17 protein-coding genes are annotated in these 24,141 nt (G+C 59.8%); 11 read left to right on the top strand and 6 right to left on the bottom strand.

Features of this window, described 5'->3' with window-relative positions; genetic code table 11:
- Window positions 1-158 precede the first annotated feature (158 nt).
- The 3 genes from dnaE to NIM86_RS00655 all read left to right on the top strand — a co-directional run bounded on the left by dnaE (window position 159) and on the right by NIM86_RS00655 (window position 6,363).
- Window positions 159-3,635, top strand: coding sequence for a DNA polymerase III subunit alpha (dnaE, locus tag NIM86_RS00665; RefSeq protein WP_253378328.1), 3,477 nt, complete (start codon window positions 159-161; stop codon window positions 3,633-3,635).
- A gap of 94 nt (window positions 3,636-3,729) precedes the next feature.
- Window positions 3,730-4,956 (top strand): MFS transporter, encoded by a 1,227-nt coding sequence (locus NIM86_RS00660; RefSeq protein WP_253378327.1) that lies wholly within the window; start codon window positions 3,730-3,732, stop codon window positions 4,954-4,956.
- A gap of 30 nt (window positions 4,957-4,986) precedes the next feature.
- The gene (locus NIM86_RS00655) at window positions 4,987-6,363 is read left to right on the top strand and encodes a glutamate--tRNA ligase family protein (RefSeq protein WP_253380623.1); all 1,377 of its coding nucleotides are present in this window, start codon (window positions 4,987-4,989) and stop codon (window positions 6,361-6,363) included.
- Window positions 6,364-6,861: 498 nt separating this feature from the next.
- Here NIM86_RS00655 and dgcA read toward each other — a convergent pair whose 3' ends face one another.
- Window positions 6,862-7,845 (bottom strand): N-acetyl-D-Glu racemase DgcA, encoded by a 984-nt coding sequence (gene dgcA / locus NIM86_RS00650; protein ID WP_253378326.1) that lies wholly within the window; start codon window positions 7,843-7,845, stop codon window positions 6,862-6,864.
- A 36-nt stretch (window positions 7,846-7,881) separates the two neighbouring features.
- Here dgcA and NIM86_RS00645 point away from each other — a divergent pair, with 36 nt between their 5' ends.
- The 4 genes from NIM86_RS00645 to NIM86_RS00630 all read left to right on the top strand — a co-directional run bounded on the left by NIM86_RS00645 (window position 7,882) and on the right by NIM86_RS00630 (window position 12,380).
- The gene (locus NIM86_RS00645; RefSeq protein WP_253378325.1) at window positions 7,882-9,072 is read left to right on the top strand and encodes an ABC transporter permease; all 1,191 of its coding nucleotides are present in this window, start codon (window positions 7,882-7,884) and stop codon (window positions 9,070-9,072) included.
- A 1-nt stretch (window position 9,073) separates the two neighbouring features.
- On the top strand, window positions 9,074-9,892 hold the full coding sequence (locus tag NIM86_RS00640; protein WP_253378324.1) for an ABC transporter ATP-binding protein: 819 nt from the start codon (window positions 9,074-9,076) through the stop codon (window positions 9,890-9,892).
- A 36-nt stretch (window positions 9,893-9,928) separates the two neighbouring features.
- Entirely contained in the window at window positions 9,929-11,590 is a 1,662-nt protein-coding gene (locus NIM86_RS00635) for an MlaD family protein (RefSeq protein WP_253378323.1), read from the top strand.
- A gap of 157 nt (window positions 11,591-11,747) precedes the next feature.
- Window positions 11,748-12,380 carry an ABC-type transport auxiliary lipoprotein family protein gene (locus tag NIM86_RS00630; RefSeq protein WP_253378321.1) on the top strand — a complete coding sequence of 211 codons (633 nt, stop codon included), beginning with the start codon at window positions 11,748-11,750 and terminating at the stop codon, window positions 12,378-12,380.
- Between the two features lie 35 nt (window positions 12,381-12,415).
- Here NIM86_RS00630 and NIM86_RS00625 read toward each other — a convergent pair whose 3' ends face one another.
- Both NIM86_RS00625 and NIM86_RS00620 read right to left on the bottom strand, forming a co-directional pair.
- Window positions 12,416-12,736, bottom strand: a complete 321-nt coding sequence (locus NIM86_RS00625; protein ID WP_253378319.1) for a 2Fe-2S iron-sulfur cluster-binding protein — start codon at window positions 12,734-12,736, stop codon at window positions 12,416-12,418.
- A gap of 121 nt (window positions 12,737-12,857) precedes the next feature.
- A complete protein-coding gene (locus NIM86_RS00620; RefSeq protein ID WP_253378317.1) occupies window positions 12,858-13,235 on the bottom strand; it encodes an Hpt domain-containing protein in 378 nt (125 codons plus the stop codon).
- A 287-nt stretch (window positions 13,236-13,522) separates the two neighbouring features.
- Between NIM86_RS00620 and NIM86_RS00615 the strand changes: the two genes are divergently transcribed.
- From NIM86_RS00615 to folK, 4 genes are all read left to right on the top strand, one after another.
- On the top strand, window positions 13,523-19,072 hold the full coding sequence (locus NIM86_RS00615) for a hypothetical protein (RefSeq protein WP_253378316.1): 5,550 nt from the start codon (window positions 13,523-13,525) through the stop codon (window positions 19,070-19,072).
- Window positions 19,073-19,181: 109 nt separating this feature from the next.
- On the top strand, window positions 19,182-20,075 hold the full coding sequence (gene folP, locus NIM86_RS00610; protein ID WP_253378315.1) for a dihydropteroate synthase: 894 nt from the start codon (window positions 19,182-19,184) through the stop codon (window positions 20,073-20,075).
- Entirely contained in the window at window positions 20,075-20,437 is a 363-nt protein-coding gene (folB, locus tag NIM86_RS00605; protein WP_253380621.1) for a dihydroneopterin aldolase, read from the top strand. The genes folP and folB overlap by 1 nt, the downstream gene beginning before the upstream one ends.
- Window positions 20,421-20,948: a 2-amino-4-hydroxy-6-hydroxymethyldihydropteridine diphosphokinase gene (folK, locus tag NIM86_RS00600; RefSeq protein ID WP_253378314.1), complete on the top strand. Its 528-nt coding sequence runs from the start codon at window positions 20,421-20,423 to the stop codon at window positions 20,946-20,948. The genes folB and folK overlap by 17 nt, the downstream gene beginning before the upstream one ends.
- A gap of 10 nt (window positions 20,949-20,958) precedes the next feature.
- Here the strand turns inward: folK and NIM86_RS00595 are convergent, their stop codons facing one another.
- The 3 genes from NIM86_RS00595 to NIM86_RS00585 form a co-directional block, all read right to left on the bottom strand.
- The gene (locus tag NIM86_RS00595; RefSeq protein WP_253378313.1) at window positions 20,959-21,486 is read right to left on the bottom strand and encodes a hypothetical protein; all 528 of its coding nucleotides are present in this window, start codon (window positions 21,484-21,486) and stop codon (window positions 20,959-20,961) included.
- Window positions 21,487-21,549: 63 nt separating this feature from the next.
- On the bottom strand, window positions 21,550-22,623 hold the full coding sequence (locus NIM86_RS00590; protein ID WP_253378312.1) for a YcjF family protein: 1,074 nt from the start codon (window positions 22,621-22,623) through the stop codon (window positions 21,550-21,552).
- Window positions 22,620-24,080, bottom strand: coding sequence for a YcjX family protein (locus tag NIM86_RS00585; protein ID WP_253378311.1), 1,461 nt, complete (start codon window positions 24,078-24,080; stop codon window positions 22,620-22,622). The genes NIM86_RS00590 and NIM86_RS00585 overlap by 4 nt, the downstream gene beginning before the upstream one ends.
- Window positions 24,081-24,141 lie beyond the last annotated feature (61 nt).

The raw sequence follows: 24,141 nt of genomic DNA, 5'->3' as shown, positions 1-24,141 counted from the left end.
AGCGCCTTCTGGCTGGGCGCGATGTAAGAAGTCGGCCTGTTGAAAGTGGGGATGGCCTGTGATCGTCCCAATTGAGTTGGATACGCCCGGCGACGACCGGCGGGCACAGCGTTAAGGTAAAAACATTAGAAGCGAGTCGTTGAAAGCCGGAGCATGTAATGACGGAAGACGCACAGATCATGCCCCGTTTCGTGCATCTTCGGGTTCATTCCCAATATTCCTTGCTCGAAGGCGCATTGCCGGTCGATAAGATTATCAAGGGAGCGCTGGCCGACAGGCAGCCAGCCATTGCCATCGCCGATACAGGCAATCTGTTCGGTGCGCTCGAATTTTCCGAAAAGGCCGCAAAGGCGGGTCTCCAGCCCATCCTGGCCTGTCAGTTGGCTGTCGAGTTTGGTGATCTCGACCCGGATCATGCGAGAAACCGCAGCCACATGCCGGCCATTCGCCCGTCTCTCGTTCTCATCGCAGCGACCGAAGAGGGATGGGCAAATCTCGTTCGGCTGGTTAGCCGCTCTTATCTGGAGATCGAAACTGGAGAACAGGCGCATCTGAGCATCTCGCAATTGGAAGAGATGTCCGAAGGAATCATTTGTTTGACAGGCGGTCCGGGCGGCTCGATTGGGACGGAGATTGCGGCAGACAGGTTGGCGAATGCGGAAAACAGGCTAAAGCGTCTGGCGCAAATCTTCGGCGATCGTCTTTATGTCGAACTGCAGCGTCCAGCGGGTTACGATCGGACGATCGAATATCATTCGGTTCGTCTTGCCTATGACCACGACCTTCCTTTGATCGCGACGAACGAAGCGTTCTTCCCGACACGCGATGATTTTGAAGCACACGATGCGCTTGTCGCGATTGCCGAGGGTACGGTCATAGCTGTGGATGAACGCCGCCGGCTGACACCGGACAATCATCTGCGGTCACAAGACGAGATGATTCAACTTTTTAGCGATCTGCCAGAAGCCACGGAAAATTCGGTGGAAATTGCCAGACGCTGTAGTGTCCGTGCAAGAACCTGCAAGCCCATTCTGCCGCGTTTCGCCGGTGCCGATGTGGACGACCCGGCAGCCGTTGTGGCGGCGGAGGCGGCCGAGTTGGCAAAACAGGCGCACGAGGGTTTGTCGGCGCGGCTGGGTCAACATGGTCCATGGGATCGGCATAGCGAGCAGGACTATCGCGACCGGCTCGATTACGAACTCGGCGTGATCGAGCGGATGGGCTTTCCCGGATACTTTCTGATCGTTTCCGATTTCATCAAATATGCCAAGGCGCAGGGTATCCCGGTCGGTCCGGGCCGCGGCTCCGGTGCGGGCTCGGTCGTGGCCTGGGCGCTTACCATTACCGATCTTGATCCGCTGCGCTTCTCGCTTCTGTTCGAACGTTTTCTCAATCCCGAACGCGTTTCCATGCCCGATTTCGATATCGATTTCTGCCAGGAGCGTCGTGAAGAGGTCATTTCCTACGTACAGCAGAAATATGGGCGCGATCAGGTTGCCCAGATCATTACCTTCGGATCGCTGCAGGCCCGCGCGGTTCTTCGCGATGTCGGGCGCGTCCTGCAAATGCCGTATGGCCAGGTCGACCGTCTTTGCAAAATGGTGCCGGCCAATCCTGCCAATCCGGTGACGCTTGCAAAAGCGGTCGAAGATGAAGTCCGCTTCGCCGAAGAGATTGAAAAAGAGCCGGTTGTCGGGCGACTGATCGAGATCGCCAAGAAGCTGGAAGGCCTGTACCGCCACGCATCGACCCATGCTGCGGGTATTGTGATTGGCGATCGGCCGCTCTCGGAACTGGTGCCGATGTATCGCGATCAGCGCTCGGAGATGCCGGTCACCCAATATAATATGAAGTGGGTGGAACAGGCTGGGCTGGTGAAGTTCGACTTTCTCGGCCTGAAGACGCTGACCGTGCTCGATATGGCTGTGCGGTTTATCGCTCGTAAGGGCGAGACGATCGATCTTGGCGCGCTTCCGCTGGATGATGAGCCGACCTACGACATGTTGTCGCGCGGCGAGACGGTCGGTGTGTTCCAGGTGGAAAGCGCGGGCATGCGCAAGGCGCTTCTGGGCATGAAGCCGGACTGCATCGAGGATATCATCGCGCTGGTCGCGCTCTATCGTCCCGGTCCGATGGAGAACATCCCGCTTTATAACGACCGCAAGCATGGTCATGCGGAGATCGAGTCGATTCATCCCAAGATCGACCATCTGGTGTCGGAAACCCAAGGCGTCATCGTCTATCAGGAACAGGTGATGCAGATCGCGCAGGAACTGGCGGGCTATTCGCTCGGCGAAGCCGATCTGCTGCGCCGCGCGATGGGCAAGAAGATCCGCGCGGAGATGGACAAGCAGCGCGTGCGTTTCGTCGACGGCGCGGTCGAACGTGGCGTCGCGAAACCCAAGGCGAACCAGATTTTCGATCTTCTTGCGAAATTCGCCGATTACGGTTTCAACAAGTCGCACGCCGCAGCCTACGCTATCGTATCGTACCAAACCGCCTATCTGAAGGCGCACCACCCTGCGGAATTCCTTGCTGCATCCATGTCTTTCGATATGGCAAACACGGACAAGCTGAACGAATATCGCCGCGACGCAGAACGTCTGGAAATCGAGGTGCGGGCGCCCGATGTGCGCTACTCTCATCACCTGTTCGAGGTAAAGGATGGCGCGATCCTCTACTCGCTTTCGGCTATTAAAGGGGTCGGCGAAGCGGCGGTTCATCATATTGTGGAACAGCGTGACGCGTTGGGTGGGTTTGATTCGCTGGCCGATTTCTGTGAGGCGCTCGACCCTCGCATTGTCGGAAAACGGGTGCTGGAGAGCCTGATCTGCGCGGGCGCGCTGGACGGCTTCGGCGAGCGGCGCGAAGCCATGATCGCCGGCCTCGACCGGATGATTGGCCTGTCTCAGCGCACACAGGAGAAAGAGGTGAGCGGCCAGGACGATTTCTTCGGTTCCGCCACGCTCGATGCGCGAGACCGGCTGCCTTTGCCGGCGGCCGACCGCTGGACAAGCGCCGAAAAGCTGCATCGTGAATATCAGGCGGCTGGATTTTACATTTCGGCCCATCCGCTTGACGAATACAAGGATGTCCTGACCCGGATGCGCGTACAGAACTGGAGCGACTTCGCCAGTGCGGTCCGCCGCGGTGCCACGGCGGGACGACTGGCCGGGACCGTCACCAGCAAGCAGGAACGGCGCACCCGCACTGGTAGCAAGATGGGCATCGTCATGCTGTCAGATCCGACCGGCACATTCGAGGCAGTACTGTATTCGGAGCAGCTTCTGCAATATCGCGATCTGCTTGAACCGGGCCGTCCGCTATTGCTGACCGTCTCGGCCGAAAACCGGCCGGAAGGACCCAGCGTTCGGATCGGTTCTCTCCGCAGTCTGGATGACGCGGCGGAGAGCCAGCACTCGGCACTACGCGTCTTTCTCCGCGGCGGTGAGGCGCTGGCTCCTCTCCAGCGCAATCTCGCGCCACGCGGTGAGGGCGAGATTTGCCTGGTCGTCCTCAAGCCGGACAATGGTGGCGAGGTGGAGGTTTCACTGCCGGGGCGCTATCGCGTCAATCCGTCGATTGCCTCTTCCATGAAAGCCTTGCCGGGCGTAGTGGATGTGGAACTCGTCTAACGTTTTTCGGCGCTACGTCATATTTGAGATCGCTGAGGACCGGATGGTTTGAACGTCGGTCGTCGGTGTGCCATCGCAGATTCTGGCCTGACACATGCTCCAGTTCATCCGATCCAATGCCCGTTGGCTGGCCGGCGGATTTCTTCTCAGTTTCTTCTCCTCCTTCGGTCAGACCTACTTCATCTCGCTTTCGGCTGGAGAAATTCGCGCCGAATACGACCTGACCAATGGCGAATGGGGCAGCCTTTATATGCTGGCGACACTCGCGAGCGCCCTGGCGCTGCCATGGGTCGGCCGCAGCGTCGATATCTGGCGGGCAGGACTTGTCGGTGCGGCCTCGGTCGGCGGGCTCGCGCTGGCCTGCATGCTGATGGGTTTCGGCCGAGGGATCGTCGTTTTGGGCGTAACGGTCTGGCTGCTTCGCCTTTTCGGACAAGGCATGTGCGTTCACGTGGCGATTACGGCCATTGGCAAATGGTTTGTCGCCCAGCGGGGTCGCGCCCTTTCTCTCACCGCGATCGGGATCGATTGCGGTGCGGCGGTTCTGCCGCTGGGTTTCGTTTTCATGATGCAGTCGGCTGGTTGGCGGACTGCCTGGTTCGCTGCTGCAGCCATTGCTCTGCTCATCATCATGCCGATCGTCGGAGCGCTTTTGCACGTGGATCGTTTGCCGCAGGCCTCCGATCCCATATCGACCCGGCCGACCGTCCGAGACTGGACGAGGGGTGAGGCGCTGCGCGACCCGCTATTCTATATTCTGCTAGCGGGCGTACTCATCCCGCCCTTTGTCGGCACCACCATCGCCTTCCATCAGGTCTATCTGACTGAGCTCCGGGGCTGGTCTCTGGCGACTTTTGCGTCCGGCTATCCGGTCTTCAGTATTGCGACAGTTGCCTCGGCGCTCCTATGCGGTTCGCTGATCGACAGATTTACCGCTCTTCGTATCCTGCCGATCTTTCTTCTTCCGCTCATCGTCGGAACCGTCATCATTGCAACAGGGCGCGGCGAATGGGCCATCTTCGTTTGGATGGCCTGTTTTGGAATGGCGCAGGGCACGTCCAGCACGCTTCTTGGCGCTGTATGGCCAGAAGTTTACGGGACCGCACATTTGGGCGCAATTCGCTCCGTCATCATCGCTGCGACAGTATTTTCAACGGCCGCCGGCCCCGGATTGACCGGAATGCTGATCGATGCGGGGTTCGATTATTCGATGCAGATCCTCTTCATGGCAGCCATGGCGGCCCTCATGATGTTCGCGCTCGTGCCTCTTTCTCTCAGATTACGAAGGCGTTTGGAGGATGAAGCGCTATCCATGGCTTGATTGGAAGTCGAAACCGGCCTAGCGACTGCAATTATGACAACCGTACGCTTCGCTCCGTCCCCGACGGGCTATATCCATATCGGCAACGCGCGCACCGCTCTGTTCAACTGGCTTCATGCCAAAAGGGATAAGGGGCGGTTCATCCTGCGGCTCGACGATACGGACCAGGCCAGATCCGAACAGAAATTTGCCGATGCTATCGTTGAAGATCTGCGATGGCTAGGCATCGTGCCGGACGATACCGTGCGGCAGTCCGACCGTTTTGCTCTGTACGAAGATGCTGCTGAAAAGCTGAAGGCCGCCGGTCTTCTCTATCCCTGTTACGAGACGCCGGACGAATTGGAGAGGCGCCGTCGTCTCCGGCTGTCGCGCCGCCTGCCGCCAGTCTATGGGCGTGAGGCGCTCAAGCTGAGCCCAGAGGAACGCGCTGAACTTCAATCGCAGGGACGGCAGCCGCACTGGCGCTTCCTTTTGCCCAATTTCGAGGACGATCCGTTCACGCCGCGTCCGACCATCGTGAAGTGGGACGATGTGGTTCGTGGCCCACAGCAGGTCGATCTGGCTTCACTGTCCGATCCGGTTCTTATCCGCGCGGACGGCACATGGCTATATACGCTGCCCTCGGTCGTCGACGATGGCGATCTCGGCGTGACCGACATTATCCGGGGTGACGATCACGTCACAAACACGGGCGTGCAACTTGTCTTATTTGACGCTCTTGATCTCCCGCGGCCCCGTTTCGGCCATCACAATCTGTTGACCGATCCCACCGGCGCGGGCCTGTCCAAACGAACCGGTGCGCAATCGATACGCGGTTTGAGGGATGACGGTCTGGAGCCGATGGCTGTTGCCAGCATGGCGACGCTGATCGGCACCTCCCATTCTGTGGAACCGTTCGAAGACCTCAATCGTCTGGCGCAAATATTCGATGCCTCGACCGCGTCGAAAAGCGCCGCGCGCTATGATGAGGGCGAACTTCAGGCACTGAATCGGGCGATCCTTCATGAATTGCCCTTTGAAGAGGTCGAGGAACGGCTCCGAAAACTCGGTATCGAAGGGCCGGATGCTGCCTCGTTCTGGCGTATCGTACGCGCCAACCTCGATCGCTTCGATGAAGCGGCTGCCTGGTGGGCTATCGTTCAGCATGGGCCTGGGCGGATCGTTCCGTTCGAAAGCGATGACGACCGCGCTTTCGCTAAAGAGGCATTCGAGTATCTGCCGGGCGGTGTGTGGGATGAGACCATCTGGAAGCGCTGGACGGATGCGGTGAAGGCTGCGAGCGGGCGCAAGGGCAGGGCGCTTTTCATGCCGCTGAGGCTGGCGCTTACTGGCCGGCGTTCCGGCCCGGAACTCGCAGACCTGGTCGCGCTTCTCGGTCGGGAAAGAACGCTGGCCCGACGGCCCTGATCGGACCGTCCGGCAGATCGCGCAGGACAGGCTCCGGCCGCACCACCTCCAACGGAGGCGGGGAAGGCGACGGCGCAACGATGGGAGGCGGCGGCGGTTCGGCGATTTCCACAATCTCGATCGGTTCGGATGCCTCTCCTCTCGCGGCGCGCTCCACGCTGCTGCGGGAAAGGCCGTTCAACCGAATCCGGGGTTGATCTGGCCGGCCTCTATCTGCTTCCGCAAGCTGTAAAGTGTGGGCGCTCTCGCATTTCGACGGATGTTCGTTGCAGCCTTCCGCCCAACTTTGGGATGACATGGCGACGGCGGACGCGGCGCAAAACCAAGTCACCAGCGGGAGACGTCTTTCAGTCGGTGCAATCTGATCTTTGCGTTTGCGCATGGTGAGCATCTTGGCGGAATTTTCAGGCCTTCGCGAGGGCTGTGCGCCATTCAACGCTGACAAAGCTTAATTCGAAGTGCAGCTCGGCTTACTGAGACTATCACGCGATGACGGGTTTACCCCCAGAGCTCCGCATCGGGCGGCGAGACGAGCGAACCGGCATAACGCAGACCGGGCTGGCGGTCCCGCTTGAGCAGGAGCGGGCCATCGAGGTCGACGAAATCCGCGCTTTGCGCCAGCAGCACGGCTGGCGCCATGGCGAGCGACGTCCCGACCATGCAACCGACCATGACGCCGAAGCCCAACTCATGAGCGCGCTTCATCATCATGAGAGCGGCGGTCAGTCCGCCAGTTTTGTCCAGCTTGATATTGACCACGTCATAAAGTCCGACGAGCTTTTCCAGATCGTCAATCGTATGGACGCTTTCATCGGCACAGATCGGTACGGGGTGGGGCACAGAGCGGAGAATTTCATCCTGCCCGACCGGCAAAGGCTGCTCCACCAGAACGACGCGGTATTGAAGCGCGGAAAGCAGGTGCTCGCTAATATTGTCCGGTGTCCACGCCTCATTGGCGTCGATGATGAAGCGCGATGTGGTGGCGGCGCCGGCCACCGCGTGGAGCCGGGCATGGTCGCCATCGCCTCCGACTTTGACCTTGATGAGTGGCCGGTGCGAGGCGACCCGCGCGTGATCGGCCATGGTCGCCGTATCATTCATCGAGATGGTGAAAGCGGTGGTCACAGGGACCGGCGGCATCGCGCAGATATCGTAGTGCGCGCCGCGCCCGGACCGTTTGGCTTCGAGGTCCCAGAGCGCACAGTCCACCGCATTGCGCGCCGCGCCGGCGGGCAAAGCATCGAGAAGGGCATACCGGTCCATTCCGTTTTCGATGGCCGGCCTCACATCTTCGATCTGGGCGAGGACGCTTTCCTCAGTCTCGCCGTAGCGGGCGTAAGGCACACACTCGCCCTGACCGGCCGCGCCGTCCTGAGTGATGTTGACATGCACCACGCACGCTTCTGTCTTCGCGCCTCGAGATATCACGAAGGCTCCTGCTATCGGAAAGCGCTCGGGCGTCGCGGTCAGCGTGCGGGTCATGCGATCTCCTAAAACGTGACTTGCCGGTGATGATGGATGACATGGGTCGAAGACACCGATAATGAAGAACCCATGGCGAGTGAAGACGACAATGCCGAATCGGTAACCAAAGCGGACGCGGCCGGCGTTCAGGAGCAGCAAGCCGACGGCTCGCACGAATTGGCGTTGACCGGCAATTGGACCACACGCAGCATCGCCGGTATCGATGGCTGGATGCGCAAATTTTCAGATCGCGCGCCACAGCAGGTGGTGTTCGATTTCGGGCCTATGGCCAATATCGACACGGCAGGCGCTTTCGTTATCCGTCGGACAGTTGAACAGCTGCGAAAGGCCGGCAAATCTGTCGAATTCCGGAACATATCGACCAGCGAGGAAGTTTTGCTGGATGCGGTGGCCGACGCGGCGGGCCAGGATCTGCCGGAAAAGCCGTCTTCCGGTTTTGGCCTTCTGACGCCATTCGCTGCGACAGGCCGCGCTGTTTATGCGACCGCGGAGCAGATGAAGGACGGGTTCGGCATTCTTGGCTCCGCCATTGCCGGCTCTTCCGGTCATGGCATCTCGCTGACGGCTATCGTGGCGCAAATTCACCGCATAGGCGTCGGCGCTATTCCCGTCGTGCTTCTGATGAATGCGATCATTGGCGCGATTGTCGCGCAGCAGGGCGCGTTTCAGCTCCGCTATTTCGGCGCCGAGATCTTCGTTGTCGACCTCGTCTCCGTGCTGGTCCTTCGTGAAACCGGCGCTTTGATCACAGCGATCATGATTGCCGGTCGGTCGGGCTCGGCAATCACGGCGGAAATCGGCTCCATGAAGATGCGCGAGGAGGTTGACGCACTCAAGGTCATCGGCCTCAACCCCATTGGCGTTCTCGTCTTTCCCCGGTTGGTCGCGTTGATGATCGCCCTGCCATTGTTGACGGTCGCTGCCGATGCGGCAGGCCTTGCGGGAGCCATGGTGATCGCGAACTACTATTCCGACATCAGCTACACCGCTTTTATCAGCCGCATGGAAGGATGGATCGACGTTACGACCGTCTTTGCGGGACTGATCAAGACCCCCTTCATGGCGCTGGCGATTGGCGTGATCGCATCTATGGAGGGCATGCGGGTTGGCGGAAGCGCCGAAAGCCTCGGTGCGCGTGTCACGGCATCCGTGGTCAAGTCCATCTTCGTCGTCATCGTTCTCGATGGCCTGTTTGCCATCTTCTTTGCGTCCATTGGATTTTAGCATGGCGCAGACTGTGGAAGAGACAGCCGAGAAAACCGAATGGCAGCCGGATGGCAGCGAAGACCGGGAAGTCATCCTGTCAGCCAAGGACATTACCGTTCGCTTCGGCAGCCAGACCGTGCTGGATGGGCTCGATCTAGACGTCTACGCTGGCGAAGTTCTCGGCTTCATCGGCCCTTCAGGCGCGGGCAAAAGCGTTCTGTTGCGAACGGTGCTCGGACTGAACCGCAAGCAGGGTGGCACGATCAGCCTGTTCGGCCAGAACATCGAGGAACTGGAAGACGATGAAAGGACCGCCATCGATATGGCGATGGGCGTTCTCTTCCAGCAGGGAGCGCTTTTCTCGTCGCTGAATGTGCTTGAGAACATTCAGGTCCCCATGCGCGAATATCTCGATCTGCCCAAAGCGCTCATGGACGAACTGGCCATGCTGAAGATCGAGATGGTTGGATTGCCGCCGGAAGCGGCCTGGAAATTTCCCGACGAATTATCGGGCGGCATGATCAAAAGGGCGGCGCTGGCGCGGGCGCTTGCGCTCGACCCGGCAATTGTGTTCCTTGACGAGCCGACGTCAGGGTTGGACCCAATCGGCGCGGCGGAGTTCGATGAACTGGTCCGTCAGCTCTCTGATACGCTCGGTCTGACGGTCTACATGGTCACCCACGACCTCGACAGCCTGTTCTCGGTGTGTGACCGAATTGCCGTACTCGGCAACAAGAAGGTGCTGGTCGCTGGCACGATCGAGGACATGCTGGTATGTGAGGACCCTTGGGTTCAATCGTATTTTAACGGAAAACGTGCGCGGCAGATCAAACGATGATCGAGCTGCCGTCCACAGCGAAGTGATGAACGACTGATGGAAACACGGGCCAACTACGTCGCAGTGGGCGTCTTCACCATCGTGCTGCTTCTGGCCGCTTTCGGCTTTGTCTTCTGGACCAGCGGCGCGGGCGACAAGGCAGAAATGGTGCCTGTGCAGTTCCAGATTCCTGGCTCGGCCAGCGGCCTGACTCGCGGTAGCCTCGTCACATTTAACGGCGTGCGCGTCGGCACCATTTCTTCCGTTTTCATTGATGGTTCCCGGCCCGATGTCGCGCTGGCCAATGCGCTGGTCGATATCGCGACGCCCGTCACACCGTCCACCAGGGCAGGGGTTGGCATTGCCGGCTTGACGGGAACGGCGAATATCGAATTGTCCGGCGGCGATCCGAACGAAGAGAATGTCTTGCGCAAGGCGGCTGCGGAGAACCGAAGCGCCATCATTCAGGCCCAGCCGTCTCAGTTGAGCACGCTGATGGAGACGGGTGAAAGCATCCTCAACCGGGTCAACGAGGTAGTCGGCCAGCTTGAGGGCTTCACCAGCGATGCGCGTGAACCGCTGACCCAGTCCCTGCAGAACGTCGAACAGTTTACATCGGCGTTGGCCGCAAACTCCGATGGAATCGGCGACTTCCTGGCTGCAGCCGGTGACCTTTCCGAGACGATCAGTGGAATGTCGGGCACCATCGAAGGCTCGGTGAAACAGATCGAACAACTTCTGACGGCGGTCAATCCAGAGGATCTTGGACAAGCGGTCGCGAACGTCCGCAAGATCACCGAGGAACTGGTAGGCGCATCCGAACGGGTATCCGGCGTTATCGCGCAGGCGGAAACATTCGTCGGAGAACTCGAGCCGGGGGCGGGCCAGCAGCTCGTTTCAGACGCCACCGAGACCTTATCGTCTGTCCGCCAGGTTGTTGCCAATGTTGAGCAGCGCATCGATCCCATCGTAACCAGCCTGCAAAACGCATTGCAGAAAACCGAATCCATTCTCGATGGGGTAGAATCGGACGATATCGGGAAGACCCTCGCCAATGCCCGCCAGGTTTCAGAGCAACTGACGTCTTTGACCGAACGCGTCGATAATGTGGTCGCCAAGGCCGATACGTTTCTCGGCGATGTTGAACCAGGAGCGGGCAGCGCGCTTGTCGCCGATGCTCGATCGACACTTTCCTCCCTTCAGGAAATCACGGAGGATGTCGGCTCGCGTATCGATCCGATTGTCAAAAGCGTTCAGCAATCGGTCGAAAGGGCCGAGGCCATTCTGGAAACCGTCGAGCCGCAGGAAGTGGAGCAGGCGGTCGAGAATGCGCGCGAACTGGCTGAACGGCTGAATGCGGCGTCTGTCCGTATCGATGGCATCCTCGCAAAAGCCGACGCCTTTATGGGCGGGCTGGACGCCGATGCCGGCAACACGCTGATGACCGAAGCACAGCGCACGCTGGCGACCATTCGCGAAGCAGCCGCCACAATCCAGCAGACGTCTAATACACTGAACAGCCGTATCGGTCCGATTGCCGGTTCGATCCAGAATTTCACCGATCGTGGGCTCAAGGATGTTCGTTCACTTATCACTCAGGCCAGCCGGTCAATTGAACGGATCGAGCGCAGCCTGACGGATCTGGGACGCAATCCGCAGCGCATCATCACAGGCGGCGAGGGGGAGGTCCGGACCTATGATGGCCGTCAGCGACGGTAGCAAAGCGTGGCTAACCGGCGACACGGTCGGCGTGATGGGTGGTTGGAACCTCTTATCGGCACAGGGCTTTCTTGACATTAAAAGGCGTCCTGCCGCCTAGTCGCACCAGGTAAGCGTTCCCGTGAGGGCGGGAACGAGGGGAAAGAAGCGGATTTTCGTGAAAAATTCACATCCAAAAATCGGAATATTTGGCGCCGCAGTCGCAATGCGCTTTCGCCTGTTGATTCTCGCTGCGCTGGTGGCGCTTGTGCCGGGCTGTGCGCTCGTCGGTGGCGGTTCGCCGGAACTCGATACATTTGGACTGACAGCACCCGATCCCGAAACGCGCCGCTCGACACGGCGACAGATACTTTTGCCGGAACCCAGTGCGGTCAAAGCGTTGGACGGGCAGAATATCGTGGTCATGACATCGCCCACCATGGTGACCTATCTGGAGGGGGCGCAATGGAGCGACCGGCTGCCGCTTCTGGTACAGTCAAAACTCCTGCAATCCTTCGAAATGGCTGGCATTGCCGGCGTTGGAACGCCAGGCGAGGGCCTGGCGATCGACTATCAGCTCATCACCGATATTCGCGCATTCGAAATCCGGGCCTCCGGCCCCGAATCGGCCTATGTCGAGATTTCCGTGCGTCTATTGAACGACCGGAACGGTCAGGTCATCCGTCAGGCTGCTTTCGACGCAGAGGTGGCGGTCGTCGGCTCCGGCTCGGACGCCTATGCCAATACTTTGAATCTGGCTTTCGAGGATGTCGCAAAGCGTATCGTCAGTTGGGCGCTCGGACTTATCTGACATACATCGCGCGGGCGGACTGGCGGACCTGGCGTTCAGGCCTGGCGTTCCGGAACGGTCACGACCAGACCGTCGAGCTCGTCGGTAATCGGAACCTGGCAGGATAGGCGCGAAGTTTCGCGCGCATCATAGGCCAGGTCGAGCATGTCTTCTTCCATGATGTCAGGTTCACCGACAACCTTCATGAAGTTCTCTTCTATATAGACGTGGCAGGTGGCGCAGGCGCAGGCGCCTCCGCATTCCGCCTCGATGCCCGGCACGGAATTTCGGACCGCCGTCTCCATCAATGTGGCGCCGTTCTCGGCAGCGATGTCGAAACGCGTCCCGTCAGGGGCGACGAAGGTGATATTCGGCATGAAACCCTCGGGGAGGAAATTTGAATCAGGGGCGGCTCTGGCCGCTCTCGTTGAACGATGCCGGATTGGCAAAGCCTGAGAGAACTGTCAACTCCATCGCCAGTTCACGCGGTCGGTGACATCATCTAAGAATCGATGCGCAGAATTCCCGCACGCGCTCGATCTCCGCGAAAAGATCGTTCAGCGCTTCGTCGTTTGCGCAGTCGTTTTCCAGACGTGCAGCCATATCGGCAAGCTCCATGGCGCCGACGCCGCGGGCGGAGCCTTTGACCGCATGCGCAAGAAAGTGACGCTCTTTCGCCGAGGCGTTTTTCAGTGCTGACGAGGTCTGCTGAATCTGGGTGCAAAAGAGACGTAGCACCTCCTCGCAAAGCGCACGGTCGCCGAAGGTCTGTTCCGAAAGATGGTCCAGATCGATCGGGCGCCCCTTCGATTGGGCGCACCGCTCACCGCCGGGCCGGTCGAAAGCGACGGTCTGGATTTTTCGTGCAAGGATCATGGCGAACTCCTGCGCCTAAACGGCACTGACAAAGGATATGAGGATAATGCGACGCTTTCGCTTAACCTTGCCTTAACGAGGCCATAGAGCTGTGCCTTAGGAAAATGCTGGCTTTGATCGGCGTTAACTAAACTTAAAGACAAATGAATAAGCCCGGACGAAATGGTTTCAAACCGGGACCCAAGTCTTTACGATGAAAGACGTACGGTTGTGGCTGAAGCGCTCGCTCTACTGGCGGGCTTTGCTCCTGACGGAGCAGCTGGAACCGGTAAAAAAAGGTGTTGCGTATGGCCGGCAAACCCAACGAAAAAGAAAATTTCGAAGACCTCGATGGTCTGCTCGAAAACGATTTCGATCTGGATATCGGCGAAATCGAGGCGGAGTTTGGTGATGAGCAGGTTCAGAGTACCGCGCCTGTCGCAGCAGACGACCAGTCGTTTCATTTGGAGGAATTCGATCTGGATGAACTGACTGCCCAGATCGAGAATGCCGCGCGCGACCTTTCGTCCGAAAGCGCTGAAGATGAACCATTTGACGAACCGGCTGAAGCCAATCGTTCGGCATGGACCACAGCTGCTGACGATTTCGATCTCGCTGCGGACGAAACGCAAACCGATTTTGCTGCCGAACTGGATACATACGACTTTCAGACGGGTTTTGACGACGAATCCGAAGTAGTCGGGACGGTTGCTGATGACGCCAAGCCGGTCGAAACCGCTTCTACTGCGGCTGCAGCGGGCGCAATCGCGCGGGAAAGCGCGCCAAAATCGAAGTCGGTGCCTGACGACGAGCCGGCTAACGAGCGCAGCCGGTTTGCTGCCGCAAATGACGATGACCGACGCAAGGACTATAGGGCAACTGTCGCTTCCTTGCGACGTGGCGCGCCTTTGATCGCATATTGGGTTGCAGCTTTCGTTTCCATTGTCTGGTTCGTTGGAACGGTCGCTATTGCCGGGTTCTTCTTCAATGCGCCGATCTGGGAGGCGAGCACTCTTCAGAATGTGACGTCTTCGCCGGCGCTGCTGATTACTCTCCTGATCGCCTTTATTCCTTGCCTGCTCTTCTTCGCCTTTGCGTCTCTGATACGGCGCGCGCAGGAAATGCGCATGGTTGCGCAATCTATGACCGAGATTGCCTATCGTCTGGTAGAGCCTGAAGAATTGGCGATGGATCGCGTTCATACCGTCGGATCGGCCGTTCGGCGTGAAGTCCGCGCCATGCAGGAGGGGATCGATTCCGCCATCAACCGGGCCGCCGGTCTCGAAAGCGTCATGCGCGGTGAGATGAGCGAACTGGAACGGTCCTATGCCGAGAACGAGACGCGCATGCGTGGTCTGCTGGATGGCCTCGCCGCCGAACGCGACGCCGTCTCCCATCATGCCGAGCGTATGCGTGAAACGGTTCGGGTCTCGCACGAAACGCTGCGCGATGATCTAAGCGAATCCACCGATTTCATTCGGGACAGCATCCTCAAAGCCTCGACTTCGCTGTCTTCGCAACTTTCGCTTTCCGGCGAGGGTCTGACCAATCTGCTGGACGAGCGGGTCGCGGCGATTGGCGCGATTGCCGATTCCGTCGGCACACGGCTTGATGAGACTGCAACGCCTCTCTTGCAGCGCATCGCCGAAACCACGACCGGTCTCGATCAGACCGTCGAGAAGATGACTGAACGCGGCCGCCTTTTCGAGGAAGGCATTTCTACGGCACTTGATGAGCGGCTGAACGCCATTGACGAGCGCAGTGACGCTTTCGCCATCCGCTTCGCGGAATCCGTCGACGGTCGTCTGGAGACGCTGGACCACAGAAGCGCGGATATCGAGAAAAAGGTCGCGGACGTGCTCGATGCCCGTCTTGCCGTTCTGAACGAGCGGGGTGTCGCGATCACCTCTTCGATTTCCAGTACATTGGACGATCAAATCACTGCGCTGGAGTCAAAGGGCGCAACGCTGAACGACCGGCTGGCCACATCCCTCGACGAACGTTTGGTTCGCTTGGAAGATAAGGGCTCCGCAATTGGCGCTGGTCTTGCGGCATCGCTCGATGCGAGGATCGCTGAACTTTCGGAAATCATGGAAGAGCGCGCCGGCAGCTTGGCTTCGACGCTGACCGACGGAACACGCTCTTTCGCCGATACGGTTAGCGCAGGCGAGGAGAATTTCGTCGGGACGATCACAGGGCATCTCGACCGGCTGGACGAAACGCTCGCGAGCCACCGTCAGGCCTTCGACGAGAGGGTTGGCGACGCTGCAACGTCATTTGGCGAGACCCTCGACAGCTATAGTCGCGATAGTCTGGACCGCATCGATGGGGTCGCGTCCAGGGTAGGCGAAGCGCTCGATAGCCGCACGCAGCAGGCTGTCGAACGTCTCGACAGCGCAGCCGCCGGTCTCGGTGAGACGATAGAAGGCCGCACCCAACAGGCCGTCGAAAGAATTGATGGCGCTGCTGCTGGGCTGGGCGATACGCTGGAAACCCGTTCGCGCGAGACGATGGAGCGCATGAATGCTGCCACCAGCGAATTCGGTCAGCAGTTCGATGGCCGGCTGGAAGCCATTCGCAGCAATCTAGATGAGCGCGGCGAAATGTTGCTGGGTGAGTTCGACACGCGTGCCAGGGCGTTGGAAAGCAACACCGAGCGGCTGAACGACGCGCTGCAGACCAGAGCCGATGCGATGAACGCGGCTCTGCTCGACCGGACCAGGGAACTGGCCGGTACGATGAATTCGGCTCGCGATGAACTGACGGCATCGATCGACCAGGGCAGCGCCCATATGTCGGAACGCGTTGGTTCTTTGTCCAACGAGATGGCTCGCCTGGTCGATGACCGGCTCGACAATATGATCGCCAGGCTGGAAGAAGGCCGTGATCGCATTGCCAACGCGCTACGCGACGATGTCGCCGAGGCGGAGCGGATCCAGACGGAACTTTCGGACAAGATCGCCGCAGAATTCGCCAGGAGCCATGACCACCGCGAACAATTGTCCAATCTCATCGGTCAGATGATGGATGAAGTCCGCGGCGGCAGCGACCGGCTCGATAGCGTCTTCGCCGAGAGGCTGAGCATGATCGACGAGCGTTCGACGACAATGGAAAACGCGCTTACGGTTGGCGCTGATGGTGTGCGTCGTGCCCTGGAACAGTCGGCCGGTACCGTGGCGACGTCGCTCCGCGGTGTGGTCATCGAGGCTGGCGAGCGCCTTGCCGAAGATGCAGGCCGTGCTGGCGAGGAAGCCGAGCGCCGCCTTGTCGAGCGGACCGAGAATCTTCGCGGTCTTTTCCGTGATGTCGACGAGCAGGTCGAGCGTATGGGCGCACGCGTCGATGGGCTGAAAGGCTCGCTGACCAGCGAAGCCGAAGCCGTCGACCGGACCCTTGCCGATCTCGGCGACCGGTTTGTTGCATCCGCTGAAAAGGCTGGCGATGCGCTGCGTAGCCGTGTCGGCGATATGGAAGGGCTTGTCGAAGCGGCAGGCCATCAACTCAGCCGGTCTGTCGCTGGTTCGGCGGAGGATGTGGCAGAACGGATTGCCGAGCTTCAGACGCTACTCGCTGCTGCGGAAATGCGTCTGGCGGAAGGCGTGTCGCAGAGCGGCAACCAGCTTAACGATCGTGTGGAAGCCATCATGCAGACGATTGCTGCGGCCGATACCGATTTTGCCAATGTCCTCGATTCCAATCGCGAACGGGTCCGCGAGACGGTGACTGAGGTCGAGCGCGCCTTCACGGAAGCCGATGACCGCATTCGCACACGGACAAGCCTGACAAATAGCGATCTGCGCAACCGCGCCGAAACGATCGCCAAGGCATTCGAGGAAATGGATCAGCGCCTCGGTAGCGGCGTCACCGAAATCGAGGCCGCGCTTAAGGCCGGCGCCGATGAGGCCAGCCAGCGCTTTGCCGCGACAATCGGAGAAACAAAGGCCGATCTGGAGCGTCGCACCGGCGAACTGGGCGACAGCATCTCTGTCCGTGCGCGTGAACTCAGCGAAGTTCTCGACAGCACGACGAGCGGCATCGACCAGACCTTCTCTAATCGCGCCAAGGAGATTGAGGAAACGCTGTCGGGTCGTGTCAACGAGATCAATGAAGCCTTGTCTGGCCACAGCAAGCAGATCGAAGAAACGCTCGATGCGCGTGGTCGTGAGCTCAATACCAGCCTTGCTATGCGTGCCAAAGACTTCAATCGTATTCTCGACGAAACGGCAGCCCCGCTGATCGACCGTCTGGCCGAGCAGGGCTCCAGTCTGCAAGGGCAGTTGGAAGAAGCAAGCCGAGCGGCGACGGAACATCTGCGTGCGGAAAACGCAAAACTCGTCAACGCGCTGGCTCACCGTACCGCCGAAACGTTGACGGCGATGGAAAACGCCCGAACCTCGCTGAGCGGAGAGGTCGGCGATCTGATCGGGCGGCTTTCCAGCTCTAACAGCCGTTTGGATCAGCTGATCGCAAACGCGAGAGAGAGCCTTGGCGAGGTCGATGGATCGCTCTCGGAAACGATCGATCGCCTGTCCAACCGCAGCGAAGAAGCCGGCCGCAGCCTTGCCGCTTCGGCCCGCCTGATGGACGACAATTCGGAGCGCTTGCAGGAGATTTCCGGCGGAACGCTGCGCGATGTCGCTTCCATCGTCGCTACACTCGATCAGCATGGCGGCATGCTCCGCGAGGCGACCGATCTGCTGAATGCTGCGCAATCAAATCTGTCATCGACGGTCAATGACCGACAGGATGCGTTGCGAGACCTCGCTGACGGCCTGGTTCTGCGTAGCGAAGAGATCGAAAAGTCGATGAAGGGCTTCGAACTTCTCGTTTCCGGCGCCATTTCCAATGTCGAAAACAGGGCGCGTAGCGCGGCTGAAACTTTGGCGACGGAGCTGACTGAAAAGACGGACGGACTGTCGAGCAAAGTGTCGGCCACCACCGATGGCTTGCGCACCCGCGTCACCGAGACGACGGAGACGCTTGATCGGCAGGTTTCGGAGGCGGTGGAAGCGGCGACTGGCCGCTTCGCCGATGCAACCGAAGACATGCGCAAGACGGCGGAAACGATCCGAAAGGAATTGGAGGAGACCCGCAGCGAGTTGAAGCGCGGTGTATTCGATCTGCCGGACGAAACCCGCGAAAGCACGAGCAAGATGCGCCGTGCCGTCGCTGATCAGATCAGTGCGCTTCGGGAACTGTCGCAAATCGTCAGCCAATCGGCTTCGGTGGCATCCCAGCCGCAAACAGTCTCGCAACCCGTGCAGGCGGCGGTGGGGATGGATCGGTCGCCCGCAGCGGGTGTCTATCAGTCCGCGCCGGCTCATGCTCGAAATGAAGCGCCGAGGCAATCGGTTGACGATCCGCAAACCTTTGCCCAGCCTCGCCAGGCCCCACCCGCCTATAAACCCTCCGAGGGTGGTGCGAGCGCGGACGACAGCGGCGATTCCTGGGTGCGCGGTCTTCTGCGCCGGGCCAGCGATGAAGACGAGCCGGCCCAGCCTGCCGAGCGCCGCTCGCCCGGACAGGTGGTCGACAGCCTTAATTCCCTGTCGGTTGATATCGCCCGCGCTATCGATCATGATGCCGCGCTCGATCTCTGGAAGCGCTATCAGGCGGGCGAACGCAATGTTTTCACGCGGCGTCTTTACACGCTGAAGGGCCAGCGCACCTTTGACGATATCCGCGCGAAATACGATAAGGACCGTGAGTTCAGAAACGCCGTGGATCGGTATTGCGAGGACTTCGAGCGCCTGCTGCAATCGTCGGCCAAGGATCGCTCCGCCATGGAGCACTACCTCGGCAGCGATCAGGGCAAGGTCTTTACGATGTTGGCCCATGCGAGCGGACGGCTTCGCTGATCCGACGATGCCGGCGGTATAGGAAATGGGAGGGTTTCAAGGCCCTCCCTTTTGCTTTTCTCTGTGGCATCGCGGAGGACTTGAAGGAGCCTGCTGAAGTGGACGAAGTGTGACCGGCAACCCGTCGACAATAGATAAAAGCGGTCCTTTCGTCCCCTGGGAATGGCGGCTCGCGCATGGCAGCACCATCACGCTAGGGCCGCGCGCCGTTATTATGGGTATACTTAATGTGACGCCCGACAGCTTTTCCGACGGCGGACGTCACACGACCGTCGATTCAGCTGTCAGCCATGCCTTGCAGATGGTGACGGATGGCGCGGACATTATCGACATTGGCGGCGAATCGACACGCCCGGCCGCAGAACCGGTCGACGCTCAAGAGGAGCAGGATCGTGTTCTGCCGGTTATCGAAGCACTGGCCGCGCGGTCCGATGTACTGATCTCGATCGATAGCCGGCGTGCAGAAACGGCGCGCCTTGCCGTCCGGGCCGGCGCTCATATCATAAATGATGTCGAGGGTTTGCAGGGCGATCCTGACATGGCGGATACGGTTGCGGCGACAGGAGCCGGTGTGGTTGCCATGCATACGGGGCGGGGTCGTGAAAAGCGGACCGATCCGCTTGCCGACCAGAGATTCTTCGTTTCTCAAACAATCCGTCTCGCAACCGATGCCGGAGTTGAAGCCGATCGCCTCGTACTCGATCCTGGCTTTGGATTCGCCAAAACCCCTGTCGAGAATTTTACCCTGCTGGACAAATTCGGAGAGCTTCATGCTCTCGGTTATCCGCTGCTGATCGGCACCTCCCGTAAGCGATTTCTCGGAAAAGCTACCGGCCGCAAAGCGGAGGATCGCGATATTGCGAGCATCGCTTCCGCAGTGATGCTTCGGCAGGCGGGCGCCGCTATTTTCCGCGTTCATGATGTTGCCGGCCATAACGACGCCCTGTCAGTTTGCGATGCTGCGCGGCAACCATGTTTGTTCGATCTGTCGGGAGAGGCATGATGCGCTATTCCATTCGCATAGATAATTGCGGGTTTTTCGCTCGACACGGCGTCTTTCAGGAGGAAGAGACGCTTGGCCAGAGGTTCTATGTCGATGCCGCTCTCGATCTTGAGGTTGGCGATGCGCTGGAAACCGACACGCTTGCCGGCACTGTGGACTATGGCGAAGCCTATGACATGATTGCCGAAGTCGTTCTCGGTGAAAGGCGCTACCTCATCGAATCCATTGCCCTGACCATTGCAAAGACATTGGTCGAGCGGTTCGAACCGGTCACGCGCGCAGAGGTGACGATCCGAAAGCCGAATGCGCCGGTGCGCGGCGTTCTGGATTTCGTGGAGGTAAAGGTTGCCTGGCCGCAGTGAAGAACCGACCGATGTTCTTATCGGGCTGGGTGGCAATCTCGGTGATCCGAAGACCGCCTTTCTCAGGGCGTTGCGCCGGCTGAAAGAGGAAGGATCGTTGTTGGCCGTGAATGCGGTGTCCTCGCTCTGGCGGACGCCGCCCTGGGGGCTCGAAGCGCAGCCGGATTATCTCAACGCCTGTGTGCGTGGGACGACGAGCCTTTCGGCAAAAGGTCTTTTGAGCCGGCTTTTGGAGGCCGAATCGGCAGAGGGGCGGGTGCGAAACGTCCGCTGGGGACCGCGAAGCATCGATCTCGATCTGCTTTTCTTCGGTGATCGTTCTATCGACGAGGATGGCCTGACGCTTCCTCACCCACGCATTGCCGAAAGGGCTTTCGTCCTTCTGCCTCTCTCAGAAATCGCGCCGGAATGGATCTACCGAGGTGAGACGATCCAATCGCTTGCAGCACGAGCCGACACAGCTGGCATGACAGTTATCGCTGAGCCCGACGAGTGGTGGCCGGGCGAATAAAAGCTTTCGGTCAGCGGACCGAGCTTGTTGTGACGGAGTCGACACGGTCCAAAGCCAGTCCGATGACTGGAACCATGCCTTCGCCAACGCGAACAGAGATCGTGATCGTCATCTTGTCGCGACCCGTCACGCGGGCGAGCATCGCACCGTTCAATTCATTTCGTTTCAGAGTGAAGATGGCCCGGCTTCCGCCGATATTGCCGCCGACAATGTCGAGACCCTTGCCGAGCGCACCGTCGAGAAACGCGCCCCGATAGCCACCCTTCGCCCAATGAATTTTGGCTTCCATCCGCTGGGAGAAAATGCCGACGCGGCAGGTGCCGCCTATTGTCATCGCCGAATCGGCAAGATTTTCTACGCCGCTGAGTTTGCAGTTGAACTTCGTGCCCTTGTATTTGCCAGCCACGATTTCTCCTGCGCCGGCCCATTCGCCCTGAACCGAGCGGAAAAAGGCCTGATCGCTGCGCGGCGGGCCTGCGAATACCGGGCCGGCGGAAAGGGCAAAAAGGCTGGCGGCGGCGACAATCGATCGGAACATGAAACAGCTCGGCTCACACATCGGAACAGGATGAGCCGAGTGTTACCGAAAGCGGTTAATCATTCATGAGCGGATCGTGTCGTCTTGCGCTTTTTCTGCGTTTGTCAGTCTCGTCAACTCACTGAGAAAATCGGTCATGGCTGGGCGTTTTCTGGCGTTGAATGGCATTGGCCGGACCGTATCCAGAGCAGCAATGCCGATACGAACAGTCATCAGGCCGTTGACCACTCCTTCGCCGAGCCGGGCGGAAAGACGCGCGGCAAGGCCATGGCCGACCACCTGCTGTACGAGCCCGTCACCGACCGCGATGGAGCCGGTCACCGCTAGATGCGCTAAAACGTCGCGCGCCAGCCTGATAAAGCCGATCGTTCCGGGCCGGGCACCATAGAGCTCGGCAATTCTGCGTATAAGACGCCCTGATTCGAAAAGGACGTAGGCCAGATCGACAATGGCGCGGGGCGATACCGCCGTCACCACACTGACCCGTTTGGCCGAATTGAGGATCATCGGAATGGCCTTATCGTCCAGCGGTCCGAGCATTTCTTTTTCGCCGAGTGCGAGAAGATCCGGGGGGTCGATAATGTCATCCATCAGCCGGGCCATCTCGGCACGACCGGCCTTGGCCTCGGGACGGCCTGCGAGTACGCCGGAAACTTCGCCGATAAGCGCCCGCGCGCCGTCTCTTGTCGGATGGGTAATTTGTTCGATGCCGCGGGCATGGAGCCGTTCGACCGAGCTAAGCCGCCGCAATGCCCATAGTTCACGCAGCACGCCGGCCAAAAGCGCAACAAGAGCGAGGGCGGCAAGGCTGGCCGCGGTCCATCCTAGCCAGTCCGAGCGGGTGAATAGATCGCGTATAAGCTGATCGACCCAAAGGCCGATCGCCAGAGACAATAGAAGGCTGAGAGCGCCAAAAAACAGGCGCGGCAGGGTGAGCAGCCTTCGCTTTCTGGGAGGCAAGGGCGCCGGCACGCCAGCCCCTTCATGCAAGAACGGATCATCGGCCTCTGGCGAGAAGCTTATCCGCTCCATTTCCCGCACCGCCGTGGGCTCGCGGGGCGTGCTGGTTTTGGCGGCTTTGGCGGGGGCATCGTCCGGCACCTGGAAACTCTGCGGTGTGCGTGGCGTCTCGTTCATACCAGCCTGTCCCCGAACAGAAACTGCATGGCGCGGTCAAGGCGAATGTGAGGCAGGGAAAGCGCCGCGCCGCCGGCTGTCTTCTCGACCGCTGGCGGGCGAAATCGGACAAAGCGGATGGGATGAGTCGGTTGTCCGTCACGACCCTTCCTGAAGATGGCATCGGGGTCTGCGGGCAGATCGCCCGGGAAGATGGCGGTCCGCGTCTGGCCGTCGAAGGTCTCGCCGCCAATTGTTTCTCCCGCGATTGGTACGCCGGAAATGACGGGCAAATCATGACCGTTCTGCTGAACCGTTCCTTCTCGAGTCGCCCTTACGGCAGCCATTGCAAGCGTCGCGACCTCTGCGCCGTGGAACTGTGCGCGGCGCGATGCCTTGTCCACAAGGCGCCGCACAATAGCTTCAAGCCGTTCGTGGCTTTCGTGGTGGATGTGGTCTGCCTTTGTGGCCGCGATGAGGAGCCGATCGATCTTGCGTGAAAACAAACCCGTCATCGCATTGAAACGCCCTTGGCGGAAACACTCCAGTAGCCCGGTCAAGGCGCGCTCGAGATCCTCAACGGCATCGGCGCCCGCATTCATCGCCTGCATCGCGTCGATCAAGACGATCTGGCGGTCGAGCCGGGTGATGTGTTCGCGAAAGAACGGACGGACGACGTGACTTTTATAAGCTTCATAACGCCGCTCCATCATGGCCCGCAGGGAATTTCGGCCGGGAGCCTTATCGCTCGCCGGTAGAGGTGAAAATGTAAGGGCGGGCGAACCTTCCAGATCGCCGGGCATCAGAAAACGGCCCGGCGGCAATGTGGAAAGCGCCAGTTCATCCGCACGGCAGGCGCGCAGATAGTCGGTGAAGAGGGCGGCCAGTTCTCGCGCATCGGTCTCCGAGGCGTCCTTGTCGGCATCGATAGACTGCAGTCGCGCAAGAAACGGCTCGGCGAGTTTGGCCCGGATCGGCAGGCGGGCAAGATCGATGGCTTCGCGGCTGAACGCCTCGAAATCTTTGCCGAGCAAAGGCAGGTCGAGAAGCCATTCGCCGGGATAGTCCACAATGTCGAGCGACAGCCGGCCGCCAGAGAAAAGCCGGTTCATGAAGCTGCCGGCGTCATAATCGACGGTCAGCCGCATTTCGGAAATGGCTCGTGTCGACTCCGGCCATGTTCGTTCTTTGACAAGGGCCGCGACATGGTCCTCGTACTGAAAGCGCGGTACGGCATCGTCCGGCTGCGGTTCAAGATAGGCGTGGCGTAGCCGACCACTCTTCTGAGGCTCGAAAAGCGGTAGTCGCCCGCCATGCAGGAGGTTGTGGACAAGCGCTGTGATGAAAACGGTCTTGCCGGAACGCGAAAGCCCCGTCACGCCAAGGCGCAGCGTGGGATCGGCCAGTCCCGTGATCCGGTCCACCACGGTGTCCACCGCGATCAGCGCTTCGTCGGCAAAACCTGTCAATCGCGCCAAACCGCATTCCCTCTCGTCCGTTGCGTGTCCTAAGGCCCTACATAGGGGCGGCCACGGAGAT

This window comes from Notoacmeibacter sp. MSK16QG-6 (genome assembly GCF_024158145.1).
Classification (GTDB): domain Bacteria; phylum Pseudomonadota; class Alphaproteobacteria; order Rhizobiales; family Rhizobiaceae; genus Notoacmeibacter.
The sequence above is the reverse complement of the archived record's forward strand: the minus strand, read 5'-3'. Positions and strand labels throughout refer to the sequence as shown.

Excerpts from the sequence above, each read along its gene's own strand:
- NIM86_RS00620 (WP_253378317.1), bottom strand. The coding sequence starts at position 13,235 with ATGATCCTTGCACGAAAAATCCAGACCGTCGCTTTCGACCGGCCCGGC.
- NIM86_RS00645 (WP_253378325.1), top strand. The coding sequence starts at position 7,882 with ATGACATGGGTCGAAGACACCGATAATGAAGAACCCATGGCGAGTGAA.
- folB (WP_253380621.1), top strand. The coding sequence starts at position 20,075 with ATGCGCTATTCCATTCGCATAGATAATTGCGGGTTTTTCGCTCGACAC.
- dnaE (WP_253378328.1), top strand. The coding sequence starts at position 159 with ATGACGGAAGACGCACAGATCATGCCCCGTTTCGTGCATCTTCGGGTT.
- NIM86_RS00625 (WP_253378319.1), bottom strand. The coding sequence starts at position 12,736 with ATGCCGAATATCACCTTCGTCGCCCCTGACGGGACGCGTTTCGACATC.
- NIM86_RS00635 (WP_253378323.1), top strand. The coding sequence starts at position 9,929 with ATGGAAACACGGGCCAACTACGTCGCAGTGGGCGTCTTCACCATCGTG.
- NIM86_RS00590 (WP_253378312.1), bottom strand. The coding sequence starts at position 22,623 with ATGAACGAGACGCCACGCACACCGCAGAGTTTCCAGGTGCCGGACGAT.
- NIM86_RS00615 (WP_253378316.1), top strand. The coding sequence starts at position 13,523 with ATGGCCGGCAAACCCAACGAAAAAGAAAATTTCGAAGACCTCGATGGT.
- NIM86_RS00640 (WP_253378324.1), top strand. The coding sequence starts at position 9,074 with ATGGCGCAGACTGTGGAAGAGACAGCCGAGAAAACCGAATGGCAGCCG.
- NIM86_RS00660 (WP_253378327.1), top strand. The coding sequence starts at position 3,730 with ATGCTCCAGTTCATCCGATCCAATGCCCGTTGGCTGGCCGGCGGATTT.
- dgcA (WP_253378326.1), bottom strand. The coding sequence starts at position 7,845 with ATGACCCGCACGCTGACCGCGACGCCCGAGCGCTTTCCGATAGCAGGA.
- NIM86_RS00595 (WP_253378313.1), bottom strand. The coding sequence starts at position 21,486 with ATGTTCCGATCGATTGTCGCCGCCGCCAGCCTTTTTGCCCTTTCCGCC.